The 22,675-nt window shown below is 61.5% G+C and carries 13 protein-coding genes; all 13 read right to left on the reverse strand.

The genetic code is table 11. The features are described from left to right. Positions 1-3: 3 nt before the first annotated feature. The gene (locus NBH09_RS04260; protein ID WP_022094264.1) at positions 4-315 is read right to left on the reverse strand and encodes a hypothetical protein; all 312 of its coding nucleotides are present in this window, start codon (positions 313-315) and stop codon (positions 4-6) included. 281 nt (positions 316-596) lie between these two features. Next, positions 597-1,244 carry a uracil phosphoribosyltransferase gene (gene upp / locus NBH09_RS04265; protein WP_040359658.1) on the reverse strand — a complete coding sequence of 216 codons (648 nt, stop codon included), beginning with the start codon at positions 1,242-1,244 and terminating at the stop codon, positions 597-599. 123 nt (positions 1,245-1,367) lie between these two features. Next, complete coding sequence (glpK, locus tag NBH09_RS04270; RefSeq protein ID WP_117877415.1) at positions 1,368-2,909, reverse strand: glycerol kinase GlpK; 1,542 nt, start codon at positions 2,907-2,909, stop codon at positions 1,368-1,370. Positions 2,910-2,922: 13 nt separating this feature from the next. After that, on the reverse strand, positions 2,923-3,666 hold the full coding sequence (locus tag NBH09_RS04275; protein WP_250787160.1) for an L-threonylcarbamoyladenylate synthase: 744 nt from the start codon (positions 3,664-3,666) through the stop codon (positions 2,923-2,925). 210 nt (positions 3,667-3,876) lie between these two features. Next, the gene (locus NBH09_RS04280; protein WP_250787161.1) at positions 3,877-5,127 is read right to left on the reverse strand and encodes a N5-glutamine methyltransferase family protein; all 1,251 of its coding nucleotides are present in this window, start codon (positions 5,125-5,127) and stop codon (positions 3,877-3,879) included. Positions 5,128-5,722: 595 nt separating this feature from the next. Further along, positions 5,723-6,790, reverse strand: a complete 1,068-nt coding sequence (gene prfA, locus NBH09_RS04285) for a peptide chain release factor 1 (protein WP_055252487.1) — start codon at positions 6,788-6,790, stop codon at positions 5,723-5,725. Between the two features lie 748 nt (positions 6,791-7,538). Further along, a complete protein-coding gene (locus NBH09_RS04290; protein WP_250787162.1) occupies positions 7,539-15,704 on the reverse strand; it encodes a Spy0128 family protein in 8,166 nt (2,721 codons plus the stop codon). Positions 15,705-16,002: 298 nt separating this feature from the next. Then, entirely contained in the window at positions 16,003-17,430 is a 1,428-nt protein-coding gene (locus NBH09_RS04295) for a M20/M25/M40 family metallo-hydrolase (protein ID WP_250787163.1), read from the reverse strand. 72 nt (positions 17,431-17,502) lie between these two features. Then, positions 17,503-18,288, reverse strand: coding sequence for an amino acid ABC transporter ATP-binding protein (locus NBH09_RS04300; RefSeq protein ID WP_250787164.1), 786 nt, complete (start codon positions 18,286-18,288; stop codon positions 17,503-17,505). Between the two features lie 22 nt (positions 18,289-18,310). After that, positions 18,311-19,459 carry an amino acid ABC transporter permease gene (locus NBH09_RS04305; RefSeq protein ID WP_250787165.1) on the reverse strand — a complete coding sequence of 383 codons (1,149 nt, stop codon included), beginning with the start codon at positions 19,457-19,459 and terminating at the stop codon, positions 18,311-18,313. A 9-nt stretch (positions 19,460-19,468) separates the two neighbouring features. After that, a complete protein-coding gene (locus NBH09_RS04310; protein WP_250787166.1) occupies positions 19,469-20,395 on the reverse strand; it encodes a transporter substrate-binding domain-containing protein in 927 nt (308 codons plus the stop codon). A 263-nt stretch (positions 20,396-20,658) separates the two neighbouring features. Next, positions 20,659-21,552 (reverse strand): aldose 1-epimerase family protein, encoded by an 894-nt coding sequence (locus NBH09_RS04315; RefSeq protein WP_250787167.1) that lies wholly within the window; start codon positions 21,550-21,552, stop codon positions 20,659-20,661. A gap of 79 nt (positions 21,553-21,631) precedes the next feature. Beyond that, the gene (locus NBH09_RS04320; protein WP_250787168.1) at positions 21,632-22,501 is read right to left on the reverse strand and encodes a hypothetical protein; all 870 of its coding nucleotides are present in this window, start codon (positions 22,499-22,501) and stop codon (positions 21,632-21,634) included. Between the last annotated feature and the right edge of the window lie 174 nt (positions 22,502-22,675).

A 22,675-nucleotide genomic window follows, 5' to 3' on the forward strand; every position in this document is an offset into this window, starting at 1 on the left:
GACTTACCTTTCGACCTCATGAGGATCTCGCAGCGCCTTGGCGACGCGAACCGTGCAGGCGGCCATAAAGGCCACGAAGCCGATCGCCTCGCCCAGGAGGAACATGCGAAATGCCTCTCCGAACAACACAAACACAACCAAGGTAAAGACGAGCAGGGCGATTGCCGAGACCGCCAGACTCACCATACCCTTGAGCATGTCCGCATTCTGTTTATCGTCAAGAACCGGCTTGAGCGTAAAGACAAAGGGAAGGAAGGCAATTGCGCCCGCGATGGCGCCTGCAACGATAGCGAGCAGATCGGCTATCTGAAACACTGGCGTCCTCACTTTCCTTTTTAACGCTTCACAGAACAGTTCCCGCCAAACATTGGTGACTATTGTACGAGCCAATCGCTAAAGTACAACCGAAAAAGCATCGGTTAATACGCACCTGTTCGTTTTCTTAAGACCTTCTTTATGCCGCAGGTACGGTAATACGTTTTTCTCGAACCCTGCAGGGCAAAACATCCGTTAACAGGAGTGCGCGCGGTCGCCTTTTGTTCATCCGCGCGCACCGTTTCTTCGTATTTGCAGCCGCGGCCGTCTTAGCCCAGCGACTAGAGCGTGCCGTAGATGCGGTCACCGGCGTCGCCCAGGCCGGGAACGATGTAGGCCGCCTCGTTGAGATGGTCGTCGATGGCGCAGGTATAGATATGCACATCAGGATCCTTCTCAGTCAGCGACTTGAGGCCCTCGGGGGCCGCGACGATGCACAGCATGCGGATGTCCTTGACACCGCGCTCGCGCAGGTAGCTAATGGCCATCTCGGCCGAACCGCCCGTGGCGAGCATGGGGTCGACGACCAGGCAGATGCGCTGGTCGATATCCTTGGGCATCTTGCAGTAATACTCGTGCGGCTCGTGGGTGACCTCGTCGCGCTCCATGCCGATGTGGCCCACGCGAGCGGAGGGCACCAGGTCGAGGATGCCGTCGACCATGCCAAGGCCCGCACGCAGGATGGGCACGATGGCGAGTTTCTTGCCGGCAAGCTGTTTGAACGTGGCGGTAGTGATGGGGGTCTCGACCTCGACGTCTTCCATGGGCAGGTCGCGCATGGCCTCGTAGCCGTCAAAAAGCGCGAGTTCGCGCACGAGCTGGCGGAACTGGTTGGTGCCGGTGTTTTTGTCGCGCAGGATCGACAGCTTGTGCTGGACGAGCGGGTGGTCGACAAGCGTCACACGGGACGCATCGTAGGTGACGGTCATGGATTGATTGCCCCTTTCGTTGCGGCCGCAAAACGGCCTTGCTGACAAGGCGTGCAGCAATGTTGCCGCCGCACGCCATGCATTAGTTTAGCGGTTTGTTGTATCGAGCAGCCCATCGCAGCCCTACTGTGCGGTGCTGAGCGAGCGCCTGACTGCATCACGCCAGCCCGCAAGGTTTTGCTCGCGGCGCTCGGCGGACATGTGGGGAAGGAAGGTCCTAACGATCTGGGCATTTTGCTCCAGCTCCTCCAGGTCTTCCCAATAGCCGACGGCAAGACCCGCCAAGTACGCGGCACCGATTGCCGTGGTCTCCACCGTCTCGCATTGCAGCACGGGGATATCCAGCAGGTCGGCCTGGAATTGCATGATGAACTCGTTGCGCGAGGCACCGCCATCGACGGACAGGCGCTCAATCGAAAGCCCCACGTCCTGCTCCATGGCGCGCAGCACGTCGTAGCTCTGATATGCCATGGATTCGCAGGCGGCACGTACGATGGTCGCACGGCTCGAGGCGCCGGTCAGACCGCACACAATACCGCGGGCATGCGGGTCCCACCAGGGAGCACCCAAACCCGCAAAGGCGGGAACGAAGTAGCAGCCCTCGTTGTCGCTAATCGAAGCGGCGAGTTGTGCCGACTCGCTCACGCTCGAGATGATGCCCATGTTGTTGCGAAGCCAGTTCATCGTTGAGCCGGCGGCAAAAATAGAGCCCTCGAGCGCATAGCTGACTTTGCCGTCCGCAGCGATACCGATGGTGGAGACCAGGCCATTCTTGGATTCGACGATCTCGTCGCCGGTGTTCATGAGCATAAAGCAGCCCGTGCCATAGGTGTTTTTGGTCTGGCCGGGACGGAAACAGCAGTGACCGAACAGCGATGCCTGCTGGTCGCCCGCCACACCCATGATGGGCGGCATGTTGGTCATGATGTCGCTCGCGACGCGGCCGTAGTCGCCCGAGCTCCAGCGAACCTCGGGCATCATGGAACGTGGAACGTCAAAGAGCGCCAGCAGGTCGTCGTCCCAATCGAGCGTATGGATATTAAAGAGTGCCGTGCGGCTGGCATTGGTGTAGTCGGTGGCAAAGACCTGGCCGCCGGTGAGGTTGTAGATGAGCCAGGTGTCGATGGTGCCAAACATGAGGTCGCCCGCCGCCGCGCTCTCGCGTGCGCCGTCGACGTTGTCGAGAATCCACTGCACCTTGGAGGCCGAGAAATACGGGTCAAGCGTAAGTCCCGTGCGGGAGCGCACCAGCTCCTCGCAACCCTGTTCAACCAACGCGTCGATCGCCGGCGCGGTACGACGGCACTGCCATACGATGGCGTTATAGATGGGCTGGCCGCTCACGCGGTCCCAGACCACCGTGGTCTCGCGCTGGTTGGAGATGCCGATGGCGGCGATGCGGTCGGAATGGATACCGCTCTTAAACTGAACCTCCATCATCACGCCGATCTGGCTGGCAAGCACCTCCGTGGGATCCTGCTCCACCCAGCCGGGGCGCGGGAAGCTGGTTTTGACGCTACGACGCGCCTGGGCAACGATGCAGCCGTATTCGTCGACAATGGCCGCGAGTACCGAGGTAGTGCCGCAGTCGAGCGCCATGATGTAGGAACCGCCAAAGTTAAACGAGGCATCTTCCATGCCCAGGCTGCCCAGATTCAACGACATCGCTTACACCCTTCTATTGCATCGGGTCGGACAGGACCCGCTCGATCTCTGATGCGGGAAGTGCGCCTTGGCGCAGGATCTGGAGCCCGCCGTGCTGGAACGACACGATGGTCGAGGCGTCGCGACACGGGGTCTCACCGGCGTCGACGGCAACATCGACCCCCTCCAGGATGCGACCCTCGACGGCGGCAAAGCTTGCCGGCGAAGGCGCGCCGTGCGTGTTGGCGCTCGTGCAGGCAAGAGGGCTGCCGCACGCGCGGATGAGCGCCTGCACCACGGGCGAGGCCGATGCGCGAAGGGCCACCGTGTCGTCGGCGGCGCGCATAAAGGTCGGCACACAGGGGGCCGCCTTGACCACGATAGTCAGGGCGCCCGGCCAGCATCGTCGGGCGAGCACGCGGGCATCTTCCGGGATATCCACGCCATAACGGTCGAGCGCTTCGACGCCATCGACCAGCCAAGCGACGGTTTGCGTGAGTTCACGTTGCTTGAGAGTGAAGATACGGCGATAGCCGGTGCCGAGCGCAGGGACTGCGGCGCCGTTAACGGCAGCCTGCGGATCGCGCGGCCACGATGGGAATTCACTTGTATCTTGGGGCACGGCGTCCGAGAAGGCGTTGACTGCCACGGCGACACCATAGACGGTCTCGGTCGGGATCAGGGCCAAGCCGCCACAGCGGAGTACCTCGGCCGTACGCTCAACGGCGAGCCGATGCGGCTCGCGCGCTCCCTCGAATACCCGATAGACCGTCTGCATGTGTATGCCAGCCCCTTACGCTCTGGTGCAAGTTTGTTTACTGTGGGGCATTCTCGCACGAAACGTTCAACCTATTTGCCCAGAGCGCATGTTGGTTTGGTGAGCGGCTCTAGTAGTCGGTGAAAGTGAGGGGTTATTGCGCAGCAACAAGTCTCTTTGTATTGGTGGCGCAGCGCTTCTGTCCGCCGCGCCGCCAATACGCTTCGTACTTTACTGACGCTGTTTGGGCTCGGTGACGATGGCTCGAACGATGCGGGGACGATCGGTGAGGTCGCGGACGATGCGCACGTCCGAGAGACCCGCCTGGCGGCAGAGCTCGGCGGCGACATCGAGGGCGCCCTCGTAGAGCTCGCAGGCAAACAGGCCGCCGGCGCGCAGCATATAGGGCACCGCATTGAGCAAGCGGCGGAAGATATCAAGGCCATCGGCACCGCCCTCGAGCGCCAAATCGGGCTCAAAGTCCTTGACCTCGTGCGGCAGCGCGCGCATGACGTCGGTCGGAATGTAAGGAGGGTTGGAGACGAGCACGTCAAAGGTGCCCCACTCCTCGCGGGGGATGGAGCTCACCAGGTTCGTGAGGCTGAAGGCGACCTCATCGGACGTAAGCCCGAGCGCGTCGCGGTTTTTGGTGGCCAGCTCGATGGCGCGCGGCTCGATATCGGTGGCGGTGCAGGTAACGTGGCCGCGGCGCTCCCAGGCAAGGGAGAGCGAGATACAGCCCGTGCCGCAGCCGACCTCGAGAACGCGGGCAGTGCGGGGCTCGGCTGGGGCAGGCGCAGCGGCATCCCGCACTAGGGCAGCCTCCTGGTCGGCACCTTCGATGGCAATGCCGTATTCGTCAAGCTCGGGCTCGGCGGCTTCCGCGGCTTCGGCTTCTGCTGCCTGCGTGGCGGCTTCCTCGGCCTCGCGGTCGGCCAGTTCCTCGGCATAGGCACGGCTGCCCAGTACGTCGCTGCCTAGCGCCGCCTCATCGGCAGCCGTGAGGTTAGCGGCACGGCGCTCGGCCGTCGCTCGCTCGTCGGCCAATGCGGCTTCGACCTTGCGCGCCTGCTCGACCTCGTCGTTCCAGGGCAGCTCAACGCGCTGACGGGCAGCAGCCTCGGGGCTCAGCACCTCGGCATCCAGATAATTGAGGACTTCCTCGACGAGCATCTCGGTCTCAGGGCGCGGAATGAGCACACCGGGGGCGCATGCGACGTCGATCATGCGAAACTGCGTGCTGCCGGTGATGTACTGCAGCGGCTCGCCCTTGGCGCGGCGAACGACGGCCGCATGCATGGTCTCGAGCTGGGCCGCGTTAAGCGTCTCGTCCATGCGCATATATAAGTCGATGCGTGCCAGGCCCGTGGCGGCGCACAGCAGCCACTCGGCAGAAAGACGGGGGTGCTCCTCGCCGCGCTCGGCCAGGTACTCCTTGGTCCACTCGAGACAACGCTTGATGGTCCAGATCTCGTTTGCCATGGGGTCCTCCCCTCTTAAGCGCCGGGCGGCGCGCGAATGTCGGAGCAGATTGTACGCGAGGCCAGCGCTTGGCAAGGGACGATTGAAAGCGATTATCGAGAATCAGCCCAGATTTTTGGTTTGGCCCCGTCCAAAGTGCTCATTTGTCGACGTCCATATCTGCATCCGTCAAGCTTTTGGCAAGGTTGCCCCTAACCTGACCAACATCTAACCAAACGCTTGCCACATCGCTTGACGCACGACGCGTCAAAAATCACCCCACGACTTCTTGGACGATTTTTCGAGCAATATTTTCGACAGCGGATACATGCCGCCAATTGCTATAAGCAGGCAAACAGCCTAAAGGCCATCAAGACGGATTGAATAACATCTCAAAGCAATGTGCCCAACCTAGTCATTTAAGAACGTCCCCGATGACTACCTCTAAGGCGCCGCAGGTTGAGCATAAGCCAGCGAAAACGCCCCTAAGCGAGCAAGGTGACGTGAAAGAGGAGGGAAGCGTACTTCGGTACGCGACCGACGATTGAACGTCAGATTGCCGCTTAGGGGCGTTTGCAGCGTCGAGCCGTTACGGCGTTTGGTAAAACGCCGTAACTTAAACGGCCTGTGCCAGCTTCTCGGCACGCTCGGCGGCGGCGAGCGCCTCGATCACGGTGCCGAGCTGATCGCCCAGAAGGACGCCGTTGTAGGTGGAGTTGAAGCCGATACGGTGATCGGTCACGCGGTCCTGGGGCTGGTTGTAAGTACGGATCTTCTCGGAACGGTTGCCGTGGCCGATCTGGCTCTGGCGCTCGGCGCCGAGCTCGGCCTGCTGCTTCTCGAGTTCCATCTCGTACAGACGGGCACGCAGCATCTGCATGCAGACCTCGCGGTTCTGAATCTGGGAGCGCTGCTCCTGCGACTGCACCACGGTGTTGGTGGGCAGGTGGGTAATACGCACGGCGGAGTAGGTGGTGTTAACGCACTGACCGCCAGGGCCGGAGGCGCAGTAAGTGTCGATGCGCAGGTCGGACTGGTTGATCTGAACGTCGATCTCCTCGGCCTCGGGAAGCACGGCAACGGTTGCCGTGGAGGTCTGGATGCGGCCCTGAGACTCGGTCTTGGGAACGCGCTGGACACGGTGCACGCCGGACTCGAACTTCATGACGGAGTAGACGCGGTCGCCCTCGACCTTGAACTCGATGGACTTAAAGCCGCCGGCCTCGCTGGGGCTGGAATCGAGTACGGTGGTCTTCCAGCCACGCGACTCGCAGAAACGCTGGTACATCTTGTACAGGTCGCCGGCGAAGATGGCCGCCTCGTCGCCACCGGCGGCGGAGCGGATCTCGACGATGGTGTTCTTGTCGTCGTTGGGGTCGCTCGGGATGAGCATGTACTTGATATCTTCCTCAAGCTGGGGAAGCTTGGCCTCGTTTTCGGAGATGTCCATCTGGAGCATCTCCTTCTCATCGGCATCGGTAGTATCGTGGAGCATTTCCTTGGCAGCCTCGATGTCGTCGAGCGCGCCGATGTACTCGCGCGAGGCGGCGATGAGGTCGGACTGGTGCGCGTACTCCTTGTTGAGACGCGTGAACTCCTTGATGTCGGAGGCGACGGCCGGGTCGGAAAGCTTCTTCTCGAGCTCCTCGTAGGCCTTGATGATCTTTTCGAGCTTGTCGCGCATGGCAGGACTCCTTTATATGCGTGAAGGTGAAAATCGGCAGAATTGATAGGGCGTATGGCGCCACTGCGGGGGTAAGCCCAGCTAGAACATGTCGATCTTCAGATACATGCGCATCCCTTCGCGTATGAGGTACATAGTTGCGGTCTAACCCATACATGATAGCGTGCGCAGGCATACCTGCATATAACCCGCACGGAATGCGACAAAGGGTCAGTCTCTTTCCTTGAATACAACTTCATCCGAACGCCTCCCGCATTCATCCGCACATATACGGATAAATTTGGGAATCCGATACCCTGAGGGCCGGATCGGCCGGCCCCGGGAGATCGGAGGACGCCATGTCCGGAAAGGGCGGGAAGGGCGCCGCGAGGGCGGTCCCGAGGACCCACGGCAGGCTCACCGGGTACGAGCGGGACACGGTCCAGAGGATGCTGAAGCGCAGGGTTCGCTCGGCCACTTCCTCGAGAGGTTCAAGGGCGTATCGACCCGCAGGCTCCACAGCTGCCTGATGTGGTTCAGATGGCTGCGCGAGGCCGCACGCGTCGGGGACAGGACGTCGCTCATGCGCGAGCAGCTCGACGACGGGCGCTACGAAAAGATCCGGAAGAAGATGATGGAGCCGGAGTACGAGTTCCATCTGGAGCCGGACGTGCAAACGGCGGGTTAACATAGCCTTTCACCAAAAAGGGCGAGCGGCCGCGCCCTGCGACCACCCGCCCTCAATCAAAGCCCTTCTCGGCCGCCGTAGCTACCGGTTCCGGCGCCGCAGGATAACGCCTGCGGCGATCAGCACCACCGCGCCGCCCGCGATGCCACCCAGGGCCATCGGCGACAAGCTGGTATCGCCCGTATACGGCAGACCCGGCTTCTCCTCCTTCGGCACCGGTGACTTGCTCGGCGGATTGGTGGGCGGCTCCGTCGGCGGGGTGGTCGGCGGCGTGTACGTGTTCTTGAACACCGGCGCCACGGCGCCGTCATAGGTTACCGTCGCCACCAGATGGCCCGCACCGTCGTCCGTCACCGTCACCGTTACCCGGTGCTCGGCCGCGTCGTACGTCACGTTCTTCTGACCGTCGTCCACCTCGGAGATGCTGTAGGCGTACGTTCCGGGCTTGTCGTACGAGATCGCCTCGAAGCCCACCGTGCCGTCCGCCGCGTTCTTTGCGGTCTGCAGCACCTTGCCGTCGGCATCCTTCAGCTGGAAGGAGAACTGCCCTTCCTTCAGGTCTTCGCCGCTCAGCACCTTGGAGGCCCCCAGCTTCACCTCAGTCGCGGCCGGCGCGTAACTGTTGCTGAACGCCACCGCATCCGCAGCCTTGCCGCCCTTGCTGTAGGCAACCTGCGCCTCCAGCGCGTGCGTCTCCGCATTCTCCGTCACCGTCACCGTCGCGGTAAAGACCGTCGTGTCGTAGGTGACGCCGTTCGCCGTCGCCCCTGCCCGCTCGGACACGGTGTAGACGTACGTCCCCACCTTGTCCAGCTGCAGCGGCGCGAAGCCGAACGTGCCGTCGGCGCCGTTCTGCACCGTCTGCACCACGTTACCGTCGGCGTCCTTCAGGTCGAAGAAGAACTCACCCTCGGCCAGGTCGCGGCCGGTCAGAGCCTTCGTTCCGGTAATCGTCACCGTCGTTGCCGTCGGCGTGTAGGTGTTGGTGAAGGTCAGATCCGCAGCCGTCTTGTTCGCCGTCGCGGTCAGCTGGCCGCTGCCGTCATCGGTCACGTTCACCGTTACGTCCAGCACCGCATCGCTGTAAGTGATGGTGCCATCTTGGCCCGCAACCTCCTTCACCTGGTACGCATGCGAACCAGTTGCGGTGTACGAGATGGCCTTGAAGGTAAACGCTTTACCCACGTTCGTGGTCCGGTCGATCTCCTGCCCGGTGGCCACGTCAATCAGCGCGAATGTGAACTCGCCATCGGCGGGCGTCCGCGTGGTGGCCGGGTCGGCATTCTCAAGCACCTTGGTGCCAGAGATCTGGTAGGAGGTCTGACCCGGCTGGTAGCTGTTCGCAAACGTCATGGTATTGGGGGTGACGCCGTTCTCGGTGCCCTCGCTCGGTTTCACCGTAGAGCTCTCTACCACCAGCTTGCCGTCGTTGTTGTCCTTCACCACGTAGGTCAGGGTGTACGTCTTGCCGGTGTAGGTCACGCCCGGCACGCCCGGCGCGCCGTCCGTCGGCTGCACCTCACGGACCGTGAAGGGAAAGGTGCCCGCATGGTCGAAGGTCAGCTCGTTAAAGTAAACCTTGCCCTTGGCGTCGTTCTTCTGGGTCTGGAGCACCGTACCGTCAGACCCCACCAGCTCGAAGGCGAAGTCTCCCGCCTTTAGCTGATAGCTGCCGTCGTGCACGTCAACGCTCTTGGTGAGGGCGATCGCGCCGGAGTTCGTCGCCTTCGCCTTGTAGGTGTTGGTGAAGGTGGGCTTCGTGGCGTCCGCGCCGTCGTAGGCGACGCTCGCCTGCAGCGTGCCGGCATTGTCCACAACCGTCACCACGGCATGATGCACCGCGTCGTCGTAGGTCACGTAGGCCAGATCACCCTTCCGCTCCACGATAGTGTACTCGTACGTGCCCGGCTTCGCGTAGGAGAAGGCATCGAAGTTAACACTTCCGTCCGCGCCGTTGGTCGCGGTCCGGACGGGCTTGGCCCCGGCAAGCTGCTCAGCAGTCATTTTGCCCTCGTACACATCGAAGGTGAACTCGCCGTCCTTGGGGACGATCGGCGTGTTGTCGTCCTTCTTCACATAGCTCTTCTGCGCACCGAGGGCCAGACCGGTCGCGGCCGGCTGGTAGGTGTTGGTGAAGGTATCCGAGCCGGATGCGCTCATCACGATCGCCTTCGCATTCAGTGCTCCGTTCCCGCCGTCTGTGACCGTCACCGTATAGGTGAGGGCATGATTGTCATAGACCATGCCCGGCTCCGCGCCCGGCTGCTCCACGATGGTGTAGGTGAAGTCCTTGCTCGCGGCGCCGTCCAAGTCGGAGAGCTGGAACTCGCGCGTGAAGCAGACCTTGCCGTTTGCATCGTTCTTCGCGGTGGCGATCACGTTGCCGGCAGCGTCCTTCAGGTCGAAGGTGAACTCGCCGTCCGCAGGCTTCGTCGTGTGATCGAAGCCGTCCGCAACCTTGATGGTCTTGGTCGCCGTCAGCTCCACGGATCCCTTTGCGGTGTAGGTGTTGTTGAAGGTGGGAGCCGTAGCGGTACCGTCATAGGTGACGGTCACCTTCGTCTTGTTGTTGTCGTCCTGGTTCTGCTCTACCTTGACGTGGACCTTGACTTCCTTGGCGTCGTAGGCCACGCCGTCGACGGACTGGCCGGCCTTCTCCTCCTTGAGCGTGTAGTCGTACTCGCCCAGGTTCAGGCCCTTGACGGTCAGCTTGACCTTGCCATTCTTATCGTTGGTGCCGCGAGCGTCCTCATTGCCGTCCTGGTCGTACAAGCCGAAGGTGAACGCATCGGCCGTCAGGTCCTTGCCCGCGAGAACTTTCGTGGCCTCAACGGTGACGTCCGCCGTCGGCTTCGTGTTGGTGAAGGTCGGCACGGCCTTCTCACCGTCGTAGGTGACGGTCGCCTTCAGCTCGCCCTTTTCGTCGGTGACCTTGACGTGGACCTTCACGCCCTTCGCGTCGTAGACGACGGTCGAGTCGGCGCCCTTCACCTCCTTGATGGTGTAGTCGTGGTCGCCCGGCGTAGCGTAGTCGATGGCTGCAAAGGCGACCTTGCCGTCCTTCTCGTTTTGGACAGTCTGGACCACGCTGCCGTCCTTGTCGAGCAGCTGGAACGTGAAGTCACTCCCCGCGAGCTCACCGCCCGTGAAGCGCTTCGTCGCCTTGAGCGTTACCGAGGTCTCCTTCGGGCGGTACGTGTTCGTGAAGGTCTTGTCTCCACTCGTTACCTGCGGTGTGGCCGTCAGCGTACCGGCGCCATCGTCTGTGACCGTCACCGTATAGGAGAGGGTATGGTTGTCATAGACCATGCCGGCCTCCGCGCCCGGCTTCTCCGCGATGGTGTAGGCGAAGTCCTTGCTCGCGGCGCCGCCCAGGTCGGCGAGCTCGAAGTCGCGCGTGAACTTCACCGTGCCATCGGCCTCGTTCTTCGCGGTGTCGAGCACCTTGCCGTCGGCGTCCTTCAGCTCGAACGTGTATTCGCCGCCCTTCAGCTTGGTGTCGTGCGTGAAGCCCGGCGCGACCGCAACGACCTTGGTCGCCGTCAGCTCCACGGATCCCTTTGCGGTGTAGGTGTTCGTGAAGGTGGGGGCATCGTCCTTGTCACCATCGTAGGCAACGGCGGCGTCCAGCTTGCCAGCTTTGTCCATGACCTTCACCGCGGCATGGTGCACCGCGTCGTCGAAGGTCACGTGGGACAGGTCGCCCTTCTTCTCCACGATGGTGTACTTGTACTCGCCGGCCTTGGTGTAGTTGATGGCCGGGAAGGTGACGGTGCCGTCCTCGCCGTTCTTGGCGCTCCGGATGGGTTGCTTGCCCTTCAGCTGCTCGGCCGTCAGATCGCCCTCGTACAGGCCGAAGGCGAACTCGCCGCCCTTGAGCGCAGCCGGCGTGCTGTCGGACTTCACATAGGCCTTCTTCGCCGCGAGCGTCACCGAGGTCTCGGCGGGCTGATACGTGTTCTTGAAGGTCGGGATATCGTTCTTGCCGTCGTAAGTGACGGTCGCCTTCGCCTTGTCGCCCTCCGCCTTCACCGAGACGTGAACCCTCACCTCCGTGGAATCGTAGGTGATGGTCGAATCGCTGCCAGCGACCTCCTTGAGCGTGTAGTCGTACTCGCCCAGGTTCAGGCCCTTGACGGTCAGCTTGACCTTGCCATTCTTATCGTTGGTGCCGCGAGCGTCCTCATTGCCGTCCTGGTCGTACAAGCCGAAGGTGAACGCATCGGCCGTCAGGTCCTTGCCCGCGAGAACTTTCGTGGCCTCAACGGTGACGTCCGCCGTCGGCTTCGAGTTGGTGAAGGTCGGAACGGCCTCATCGCCGCCGTAGGTGGCGGTTGCGCCCAGCGTGCCGTTCTTGTTATCGGTGACGCTGACCTTGACCTTCACTTCCTGACCGTCGTAGACGACGGTCAGGTCGGCGCCCTTCACCTCCTTGATGGTGTAGTCGTAGTCACCGGCCTCGGTGTAGTTGATGGGCTGGAAGGTAATGTTGCCGTTCTCGTCGTTCGTGACGATCTCAAGGGGCGTGCCTTCCGCCTTGTCACCCTTGTACAGAGCAAACGAGAAATCGTTCTCCGCGAGCGCACCGCCCGTAAAGTGCTTCTTCGCCGCCAGGGTCACGGAACCCTTCGCAGCATAGCTGTTGGTAAAGGTGGCGAGGTTCACCTTGCCTTTCTTGACCTCAAGCGTCTCGCTCTTGTCATCGCCGTCCTTTTCCACCGCCACGCCTGTGACAGTCAGCTTGGCATTCTTGTCCTCAACCTTCACCGTGACGGTGTAGGTGGAATCGTCCATCGTCCAACCAGCGTTCTGCACACCAGTCGTATTAGGATCGTCATCTTCCCCGTAGGCCTCGGTGAGCGTAAACGTGTAGTCGCCTGCCTTGTTGAATGTCATGTCGGAGAAGTTGAGGGGCTGACCGTCCTTGCCGGTGATCTCCCCCTTCGTGGTCTTGGACTCCGAGGGTGTGTCACCCTTTAGACCGTCATCCTCCAGATCGCCGGCGTCAATCTTATCCTTCGTCTTCGACGTGGCAGCCAGCGTGAACGAGAACTTCTTGTCCGTCCTCTCGGTGCCGGAGATCTTCTTCGTTACCTGTGGGGTCAGTTTGTCGCTGGCTTCCGCCGTGTAAGTGTTGGTAAACACCAGCTTGTTGTCTTTGGCCACCGTGCCGTCGGAATTCTGCGGGGCAATCCTGCCCGAGATGCTATCGCCTTCTTCAGTCAGATTCTTGTCACCCTGCTTGCGGCCGGTCAGCTTATAGCCCGCGGGCATCTGGTCTGCGCCGGTCAGCTCCTGCACCGTGTACTCGTCGCCCTCGCTAAGACCGTACACGCGAATCGTCTCGTCGGCCTTGATGGTTTGTGAATAGCCGTTCGTCAGGTTGAACACGTTGCCGACCCGCCGCTCGCCCGCAGTCCCCGCCTTCTCGAACACTGCAGCCTTGTAGGTCTTCCCCTCGGGCACGGTGAACTTGAAGGTGAACCCCGCGTCCTTATTGCCCGTCAGGCCATCGGGCACGTCAACCTTCTTCGTCACCTCGAGGCTCGCCTCGCGTTCGTTCGCCACGCGCACGCAGGTGGCGCCCGTGAACAGGGCATTCAGGTTCATGTCGCCCAGATCGGCGCGGGCGCCCTTCGCATTAGTGACACCAGGTTCATCCTGCGTGATGCCCATACGTATCCAGCCCGTCTCGGTCTCCAGGCGGTAGGGTTCGCCCGCCTTGGTGGGCCCATACTGGTAGATACGTCCGTTGGCGCCGTACTTGAGGTGTACCGTGTCGCCGGCACCGGCGGAATCGACATCGCTCCACGAAAGATTACCGCCATCGGTCACGCCATCCGATGTCTGCCGCATACCCTTGATCCACGTGAGTGTGTTGTCGATGTCGCCCTCTGCGCCAAACTGGCCCAGACTCTTCATAAGCGTGCCCGGCCCCACGAACGTCGAGACGCCGTCATCGGCCGTACCAGCATCGGCATGGACGCCGTAATCGTCCACAATCACCTTGGTGAGCGTGTCGTTAAGCAGGAAGCCCTTGGGCGCCGAGACCTCCTTTAGGAAGTAGGCGCCCTTCACGAGCGGCTTGTTGCCGTCGCTCGTACACGGGAATATGCCCGCCCCTTCGAGCTGGATCGGGTTGCTGACCTGCCCCGTCGTCAAGGTGTCGTAGGGGATCTGGTCGCCGTTGAGCACGACTTTGCCGTTCGCGTCTGTTGTCACCTGACCGTCCGTGTACAAGCCGAACTTCGCGCCGTCTACGGGGTTGCCCTCGGTATCGGTCTTCTGCACGAACAGGCGGTTCTGGATGTTCGTGACGAGCAGGCTCGTGGCGAACTGCCGCTTAAAGTTCACCTGGTCACCGGGGAGGTCATCACTGAACACATGGACCGTGTTGTCCGTATTCGCGTCGGCGATGGAGCTCGCCGCTGTGTAGTAGATGGCCACCGCGTACTCGGCATTCTTGCGGGCATCACCGCTCAGCAAGTAGTAGTACTTGGAGATGTCACCGGGCAGATACGGAATCTCTACCTGGTACTGGCCGCTAGTGTTGAGCGTGAAGGCGTACAGGTCCTTCTTCGCCGCCTCGATGGCGCCGGCCATGCCCTGGGCGCCGGCGAGGGTATACCCCTTCGTCGGGTCGCCCGACACGGCGTGCCAGGCGTTCTTGCTTTTATCGCGCTTGAAAACTACTGCGAACAGGGTGCCGCGCTTCATATCAACAGTATTGCCTGGCTTCATCGAGTCATCGTCCGCCTGGTACACGGTCGACGGCGCGGTGATGGTCTCCTTCGCGCCAGCGAACGCACCGTTCTTCCACACGACGCTGTCCTGGTCCATACCGCCGCGGTTGATGATGACGCCGCCCGCGCCGCCCTTGTCGCTCGTGGGCACATACTCGAACTGCATGCTGCCATCCGTCGCCGTGAGACTCGAGCGGTATCCCTCGGGCACCTTCGTTTCCTTCAGGAGGTAGTACCGGCAACCTAGCTTGTAAAGATCGTCGAAGTTGATGACGCCGTTGTCATCGTCATTCGTGAGCGTCAGTTGTCCATCCGCGTCCGTGGTGCCGGAGCCAAGAAGGTATTTCTGATCAGTGGTCGTGTCAGTGAAGCGCTCGTCTGTCTTGTACAGCGCGAACTGAGCGCCCTCCACCAGACCGCCATCCTGGTCGAACTTGATAATGTCGGACTCGGGAACCGTCACGAGGTTGTACTTGAGCTTCATGTTGGAGTCGGTGGCGCCACGCTCCAAGTAGAAGAACTTGAGCGTGTGGCTGGTGCCGTCAGCGAAGGTGTTGCCGTTGAAGCCCGAAATATCCCGCCCCGCATCCTTGAACTTGCTTTTCAGCGTGCCATTTGCGGAATTGTTAACGCTGATGTCGCCCGTTTGGAAGTTAATGGTCAGATCAGCACTGGTGTGGATACCGCCAATGTCGCCCACGAGGACATCGTCAATGAACACCCAGACGTCGTCGTCTCCGGCGAACTCAAAGGTCATGGGCTTGTCAGCGTTCGTTTTGCCATCCTTCGGCTGCACGAAGCGCGACGACATGGAGAGGCCGAAATAATGGTTGAGGGGTCCGTTGTTCTGCGACGTAATGCCGTTCGGGACGAGTTTGCCGTCCTCTTCCTTGAATACCTCATCGGCCGCATCGAAGGGGAAGAACTGGCCTACTGAATGAGGCTCAGCCCCCGCTTGCATAACGCCGGCAGCATTGTAGACATCAAATGCATTCTTATTGGCGTTGTACGCCGCGTAGTTCCGCGAGCTGTCATACTCGTAGTAGCCACCCTTGGCCTGCAACAGACCCGTCACACCCATATGGGATATCTTGCCCGTCTGGACGGAGGAATCAAACAGGTAGCCGAGGGATTCTCCCTCCCAGCGGTCGGTGAGTATCGGGTAACCACCGGCAAGAACATTGTTCACGATGCCGGTGCGGACCCGGGAGCCACCCGTATACTGGTTAAGTTCCTCGCTGGCTCCTTGATCCTTGAACTGGAAGCGGTGGTTCTTGTTGATGCCGCCGTTGCCGGAAACCGACAGATGGTTATCGGGATTCACCCAGTAATCAAACAGGTTGATTGTTGTCCCCGAAGGCGAAATCGTCGGAACCGTGTGGTCCGAAATTGCCGCCTCGGCACGAAGCGGCAGGAAGAAACTCGCCGTCAGCGCGATGGCGAGGGCCAGAACAATCGCATATGGCGAGACCGAGCGCAGCCCGCGACGACGGCCACAAGACATGACGGACCACCGCTCGCGCGGCCGGTGTTCACCAGGAAGTTCCCTGCTTAGACACCCCCCCCCCGGTAGCAATATTCACGAGTCGAGACGTCATCTCTCTGAGCTCCTGCATAATTTCCTCCCCAGTCACACGGCGACCTGCCCGGGCGCTCCCCGGGGGCCGAGGCGGTCTGGCACATGCCCGCGGTCGTTCAAGGAATACCAACCCCAGCATATGTCTCTTAAGATATCTTAGCCTTTTTCTATTACAGTTTTTGTCTCATTACCGATGAAATCGGCTCAGTCCCTTTGTCACATTCTAGAGCGTGCGGAGCAGGGCGATGAGGAAGCGGGTGCCTTGGAGGTAGGCGCGACGGGTGATGCGCTCGTTGGTGCCGTGGACGCCGCGGTCGCATTCGTCATCGTCGACCACAAAGGCGGAGAAGCGGATGCACTCGCGGCAAATGCGCTGGTAGTTGGCGGCATCGGTTGCGCCAATCACGGTCGAGGGCACGATGCTGATCGGCTCTTGGCCCACCGCAGACGATCCGTTTTCCTCCGTCCCCTTGGGATCACGGAAATAGCGGGCGGCGATGGCGCGAACGGTCTCGAGCCCCGGACCGCCCACGCGCGGGGACGGCGAGGGCTCGGAGCTGCCGGGGCCCAGCTCGACCTCGACTCGGCCAGCGAGCCCAGCGGTGGCAACGGCCTCGTGGCAGCAGGCCACGACATCGGCCACGCTCGTGCCCTCGAGCATGCGGAAGTTGATATTGGCCCACATATCCTGCGGCATTACGTTGGCACCGGTACTGCCGCCTTCGATTTGCGTGGGCGCGCAGGTGGTGGTTACAAGCGGGTACAGCTTTTTGCTGGCGAGGCAGTCGCGCACGATGGCATCCTTGCTGGCAGCAATCTCGTCTGCGGTATAAAGCCCCAGCTCGACGAGCTGCGCGGCAAGCAGGTCGGTCACACGCGCCGGCCACTCGATATCGCAAATCGCGGCAATAGCGCGGCTGAGCACTTCGAGCGACGTGCCGCCGTAAGGGTTGGAAGAATGCCCGCCTTCGCTCTTCGTCCTGAGCACGATATCGGCGTAGCCCTTCTCCGCGAGATCGGCATGCATAAGCCAGCCCTCGCCCGCGCCGTACTCGGCAGCCTCAACGATACGATAGTCGCCCTCGTCAATCAGGTACTCAAGCTCAACGTCGCGCTCCTCGAGCACGCGGCCAATGGCACCCGCGCCGCACTGCGTGGTCTCCTCATCCTGGCCAAAGGCCAGCAGCAGGGTTCGTTCGTGTTGCCAGCCGTGCGCCAGCGCATACTCAACCGCCTCGAGAATACCTGCGACCTGGTCTTTCATGTCGACGGCGCCGCGGCCCCAAATGTAGGCGTCGTCCACCTGTCCGCTAAAGGGGTCGTGCGTCCAATCGTCCTCGGTGCCCGGCACCACGGGGACCACGTCCATGTGCCCCATGAGCATGACGGGCTTAAGGGCAGGGTCGGAGCCGGAAAGCGTCACCAGCAACGAATGATCGATGAGCTCGACCTCGCCCGCCGCGAACACGCGCGGCCAGGCCTGCTGCATATAGGCGCGTAGGTCGTCGAACGGCTGCCAGTCCACCGCCTCGGCATCCATGCTCGAAATGGTCGGAAACGACAGCACGCGGCCCAGGCGCTCGCATGCGCCGGCCTTGTCCAAATCAGCAAAATCATCCTCATGCGCAAAGAAGCGCCAAACCTCGGCCATGACATCCTTTCGATTGTGATGACGAGGGCCGCCCCACCGGAGCGGCCCTGCCACATAAGCGTTTGCGGTCGGTTATTTGTCCTCGAGATAGCGCGAGAGGAACTCGCGGGTACGCCGGTGCTTGGGGTTGCCGAAGAGCTCGGCCGGCGCGGCATCCTCGAGCACCACGCCCTTGTCCATAAAGACCACGCGGTCGGACACCGTGCGGGCAAAGGCCATCTCGTGCGTGACGACGACCATGGTCATGCCGTCGGCAGCGAGTTTGCGCATGACCTCGAGCACCTCTCCCACGATCTCGGGATCGAGCGCGGAGGTCGGCTCGTCGAACAGCATGATCTGCGGGTTCATGCATAGGGCACGAGCGATGGCAACGCGCTGTTTTTGACCACCGGACAGGCGACCCACGGCGGCGTGCGCGAACTTTTCGAGTCCCACGCTCGTCAGATGCTCCATCGCAATTTTTTCAGCCTCGGACTTGCTCATCTTTTTGAGCGTGACGGGCGCGAGCGTGCAGTTGTCGAGCACGTCCATGTTGTTGAACAGGTTAAAGCCCTGGAACACCATGCCGATGTCCTCACGCAGCTTGTTAATGTTGCAGCGCTCGGCCGTGAGGTCCTGGCCATGGAACCAGATATGGCCCGCGTCCGGGGTCTCGAGCAGGTTGAGGCAGCGCAGAAAGGTCGATTTGCCCGAACCCGAAGCGCCGATAATGGTAACGACTTCGCCGGGATTGACGGACAAGTCGATACCCTCGAGCACCTCGAGCGAGCCGAAGCTCTTGCGCAGGCCCTCGACGCGAATGAGCGGCCCATTGGTCTGTGCGGCGGCCGCGGTACCGGTAGTGGCGATATCTGCCATGATGATTCTCCTCGTCTTGAGCCTAGTTGGAGCTGGGCAGCGTTGCCGGGGCCTCGGCGCCGAGCTTTTTGCCAAAGGCCTCGAGCAGGCGGCTCGCCACGAGCGTCAGGATCAGGTAAACCACGAGCGCCACGCAGTAGACCTCCATCTGGCGGTAGTACACGCCGGCGACGGTGGTGGTAGCGTACATGAGGTCGAACACGCCGATGACCGAGAGCACCGACGAATCCTTGATGTTGATGATGAGCTCGTTGGTGAGCGCCGGAATCGCGTTTTTAATGCCCTGGGGGAACACGACCTTGCGCATGGCTTGCCACTGCGACAGGCCCAGCGAGCGCGCCGCCTCGGCCTGGCCGGGATCGATGGACTCGATGCCGCCGCGCAGGACCTCCATCATGTAGGCAGTGGAGTTGAGCGAGATGGTGACGAGGCCGGCGGTGAAGGTACTCCAAATCTGGTTGGCCTGGGCGGTCTCGAAGCCCATGCCGCGCAAAACGGTGAAGCCCGCGTAATAGATGAGCAGGCCCTGGACCATCATGGGCGTGCCGCGCACGATGGTAGAGTAGACGGTCGCAAAGCCACGGCCGATGCTCTTAAAGAAGCGCGTGAGGTCGTTATCCACGCGGTCGAACGTCTGAATGCGCAAAAACACAAGGAGCAGCGCCAGGAAAAAGGCGATGACGGTGCCGAAGGTCGCAAGTGCGATGGTGATCTCGATGCCGCGGATGAAGAAGTCACCGCTCTTGTAGGTCATGTAGACCAGGCTCGACAAAAAGTCGCTGGGGTTGGAATCCGAGACAATGCTCACCTGCACCAGGTCGATAAACGACATGACGCAACGGTCCACGAAAAAGACCGCCGCGATGGCGACCACGACGTAGCTGCCTAAGCGTGCGCCACGACGGAAACGCTCGGATGCGAACGACGACTTTTCGCGATAGTCATTCCAGTGCATGAGTTTGGTGACCAGCGCCGCCGCCGACACGACGAGCCAGGCCCAAAGGATTGCCCAGAGGCAGTCTTGGAACACGCCCGTAGGCGCCAAGAAGCTCAGCGGCGTGGGGTTGCGTTGGCTAAACGCCAGGCCGAGCGCCGCGATGACGCTCGTGCCCAGGTACACATAACGGTGGTCGGCCTTGATAAAGGAGGCCAGACGATTGATGGTTTTCATGCTGCCTCCCTATGCCGGCTGACGGTCGAGGCACGCGTCCCACATTTGGTCGCGCTCCTCTTGGCTGATGCCCTTGAGTGTCTTGTCGATGAGCTTAAGCAGCTTGTCCGAGCCCTTGCGGCAGCCGACGTTTGCCGCGACCTCCTGCTTAAAGCCCTCGCCCTCGGCAAAATGAATAGGAACAATGCCCGGATTTTGGGCCATATAGCCCTTCTCGTTCTCGGTGTTGTACGTCACGGCGTCACTGGTACCCTGCAGCAGGTTCGAAAACACCGTGGGAACCGAATCGACCGGGTTTTTGTGCACAACGCCCGGAATCTCGTCGATGACGGTATCGAGCATGGTGTCCTTTTGGCCGAGGACCGTGGCACCGCTAAAGTCGCTGAGCTTGGTGGCGTTTTGGTAAGGCGAGCCCTCTTTTACGAACAGGCCAAAGTAGCCAATGAAGTACGGGTCGGAAAAGCCGACGGACTCCTCGCGCTCGGGCGTGGCACTCATGCCGGCAATGATGAGGTCGATCTGGCCGTTGTTGAGCGAATCGATAAGGCCCGAGAAGCTCTGCTTGACGGCAACGGGCTCGCCGCCGAGGGCCTTGCAGACGATCTTGGCGATCTGCACGTCGTAGCCGTCGGCATAGGCACCCTGCACGTTGTCGATGGGGATGGTGTACTCGCTGGCCTCGGAGACCTGCCAGTTGTACGGGGCGTAGGCTGCCTCCATACCGATGCGGATCTTGTCCTTGCCGATAACGGAATCGGACAGGTCGTCGCGACCGCCGCCCGTCGTGGGCTGAACCACCTTGAGCGTGGACGGGCGCTGACAGCCGGCGAGCGCGCCGGCGACGACGGAAGCGCTCGCAGCGAGAGCGCTACCCAAAAAGATGCGACGGCTGCATACCGGCTGTGGATGCGCGTCGCGCTGATGGGGAGAATGCATAATCTGCCTTCCCTGTTGAATCGTATGCTGACGACTTAACAGGATATACGCCAGCGACCAGCAGCGCAGCACAAGCTCGAAAAATTAATAGACACACAGTAGTCATTGGGGACGCCGATGTTTTGGCAATGCCGGCGAGCGACGTCCAGAGCGAACAAGTGGCATGAAAAAGGCAAGGCATGACCAGAAGGTCTATGCCTTGCCTTTTGAATGACAAATTATCGCTCTGGACGGCGCACAGCATCGACCGAGCGGCGGAACCTCTAGAGCAAGGTAACGCTAAAGGTACGCTTGTCGGTGGCGCCGGGAGCCAAGGTGATGGTGTTGACCTTGTGCTCGAAGACGTCGTCCTCGGTGTCCATGGTGGTGTGACCGGTCCAGGGCTCGAGCGCAACAAACGGAGCGTCGTTGGCGGCAGACCACACGCCGATGTACATAAAGCCCTCAAAGTCGATCTTGACGCCGTGGCCCGACTTGCGACCGCGCAGCGTGAGCGTGGAGCCCGGGGTATCGGTGAACATGATGGCGTCGTTATCGAAGCTGCGGTGCGTGATGGGCAGCACGTCCGAGTTATCGGGGGCCTTGTAGCTACCCTCGAACGTCATAAGGCCATCGGGCGTGATGACGGGGGCCTCGTTAGTCCAAGCCTCGGTAAACGCCAGCTCGTAATCCTCGAACGCCTCGTCCTCGGCGCCCGGGGCGGGCACGTTAAATGCGGGGTGGCCGCCCACCGAGAACGGCAGGTTCACGTCGCCGGTGTTGGTGACGGCAAAGGTCTGCGTAAGGGTGGCGTCACCAGTCAGGGCATAGGTCATGTTGAGCTTAAAGTGGAACGGAAAGGCCTTGAGCGACTCGGGCGTGTCGGTGATCTCGTACGTTACCGAGGAGCCGTCCTCCGAAACCTCGACCAGCTTGTGCTCGACGATGCGCGCGAGGCCGTGGCGCGGCATCTCGCAGGTGCCAGCCGCAGACGTCGCCGTGTTGTTGCGCAGCGAGCCCACAATGGGGAACAGGATGGGCGCATGCTTGCCCCAAAAGGCGGGGTCGCCCTGCCACAGATACTCGTTGCCGTTGAGGGCAAGGCTCGTGAGCTGGGCGCCCATGGAATCGATGGCCGCGGTGAGGCTGCCGCGCTTGATGGTAGTGACGGTAGACATGCTACTTCCTCCAAAAGTAAACAATAGTGTCGAGGGCTATTGTCCCACTCTTGGCGGCGGGGTTGAGCGACAGGCGCAGTTATTGAGCAATAGCGTAAAGGTCAAACCCGCCCTGCGGAGTGCTATCGACCGTATCGGGCGCCTGCGAGTTAAAGCTCACGGGAACCATGCGCTTTGAGGCGCGGAAGCGCGTGCCGTCGGTGGCGACGGGCGGTTCGTCGACGGTGAGCTCGTAGTCGCCGGGCTTGAGCTCGATGCCGTCACCAGCGGAATTGACGTATTGATACTCGTCAATCGTCTGCCCTTTGAGCGTACGCCCCACGATGTGGATGAGCATTTGGCTGTCGCCACGCGCGGTGTCCCACGTCGCGCCGTCCTTGACCTCGACCGACGCATGTACCGAGCGCGTGCGGCTGAGCGATTGCTCGACAGACATCTCGACCTTGGCGGCGTCTTGACGCTGCTGCTCGACATGGCTCCAAACGCTACCGATTGCCGAGCAGGCGATAACGCCGGCCATGAAGGCGATGAGGATGGGGCCGAGCGGAGAACGGCGGCCCGCGTCTTCCTCACGAGCCAGGTCGGGGCGATGTGTGGGCGCAGGCGCCTGGGCGCCTTGCGCGGGCACGTCGAGAATGCTGAAGGATGCCGTGCTGTCGGGGTCGATGGTGTGACGCGGCTGCGGGGTCTTGGCCGGCGAGATGGACATGTCCGCCGGCTCACCGAGTGTGGCCGTGGCATCGGCCTTAGCCTCATCGGCCTCGGCTTGGGCCCAAGCCTGCTCAAAGGTCAGGGGCTCGGCGGCATCGGAGGCGGCATCAGGCTCGACAGCGGCATCGTTGCCGGTCTCGTCCTCGTCGCTCGACACGTCACGCGACGCGGGCTCGTCCCACTCCTCGTCCGGAGCCTCGCCCTCGCTATACCACCATTCAAAGTTATCGATATCCATACGGGGCGCCCCTTAGGCCTCGCAAATAAACACTCGCTAGTCTTATACCCCCAGACGGCACCGAAGCTCACCCGCGCCGGACACGAAAACCGTCACAACATTCGACGTTTTTCCTCGTTTTCGAGATTTTCATCGAATGTTGTGACGGTTTAGGCGGCAGCCACGCCGCGAATG

This window comes from Collinsella sp. BG-O-102 (genome assembly GCF_023656745.1).
Lineage (GTDB): Bacteria > Actinomycetota > Coriobacteriia > Coriobacteriales > Coriobacteriaceae > Collinsella.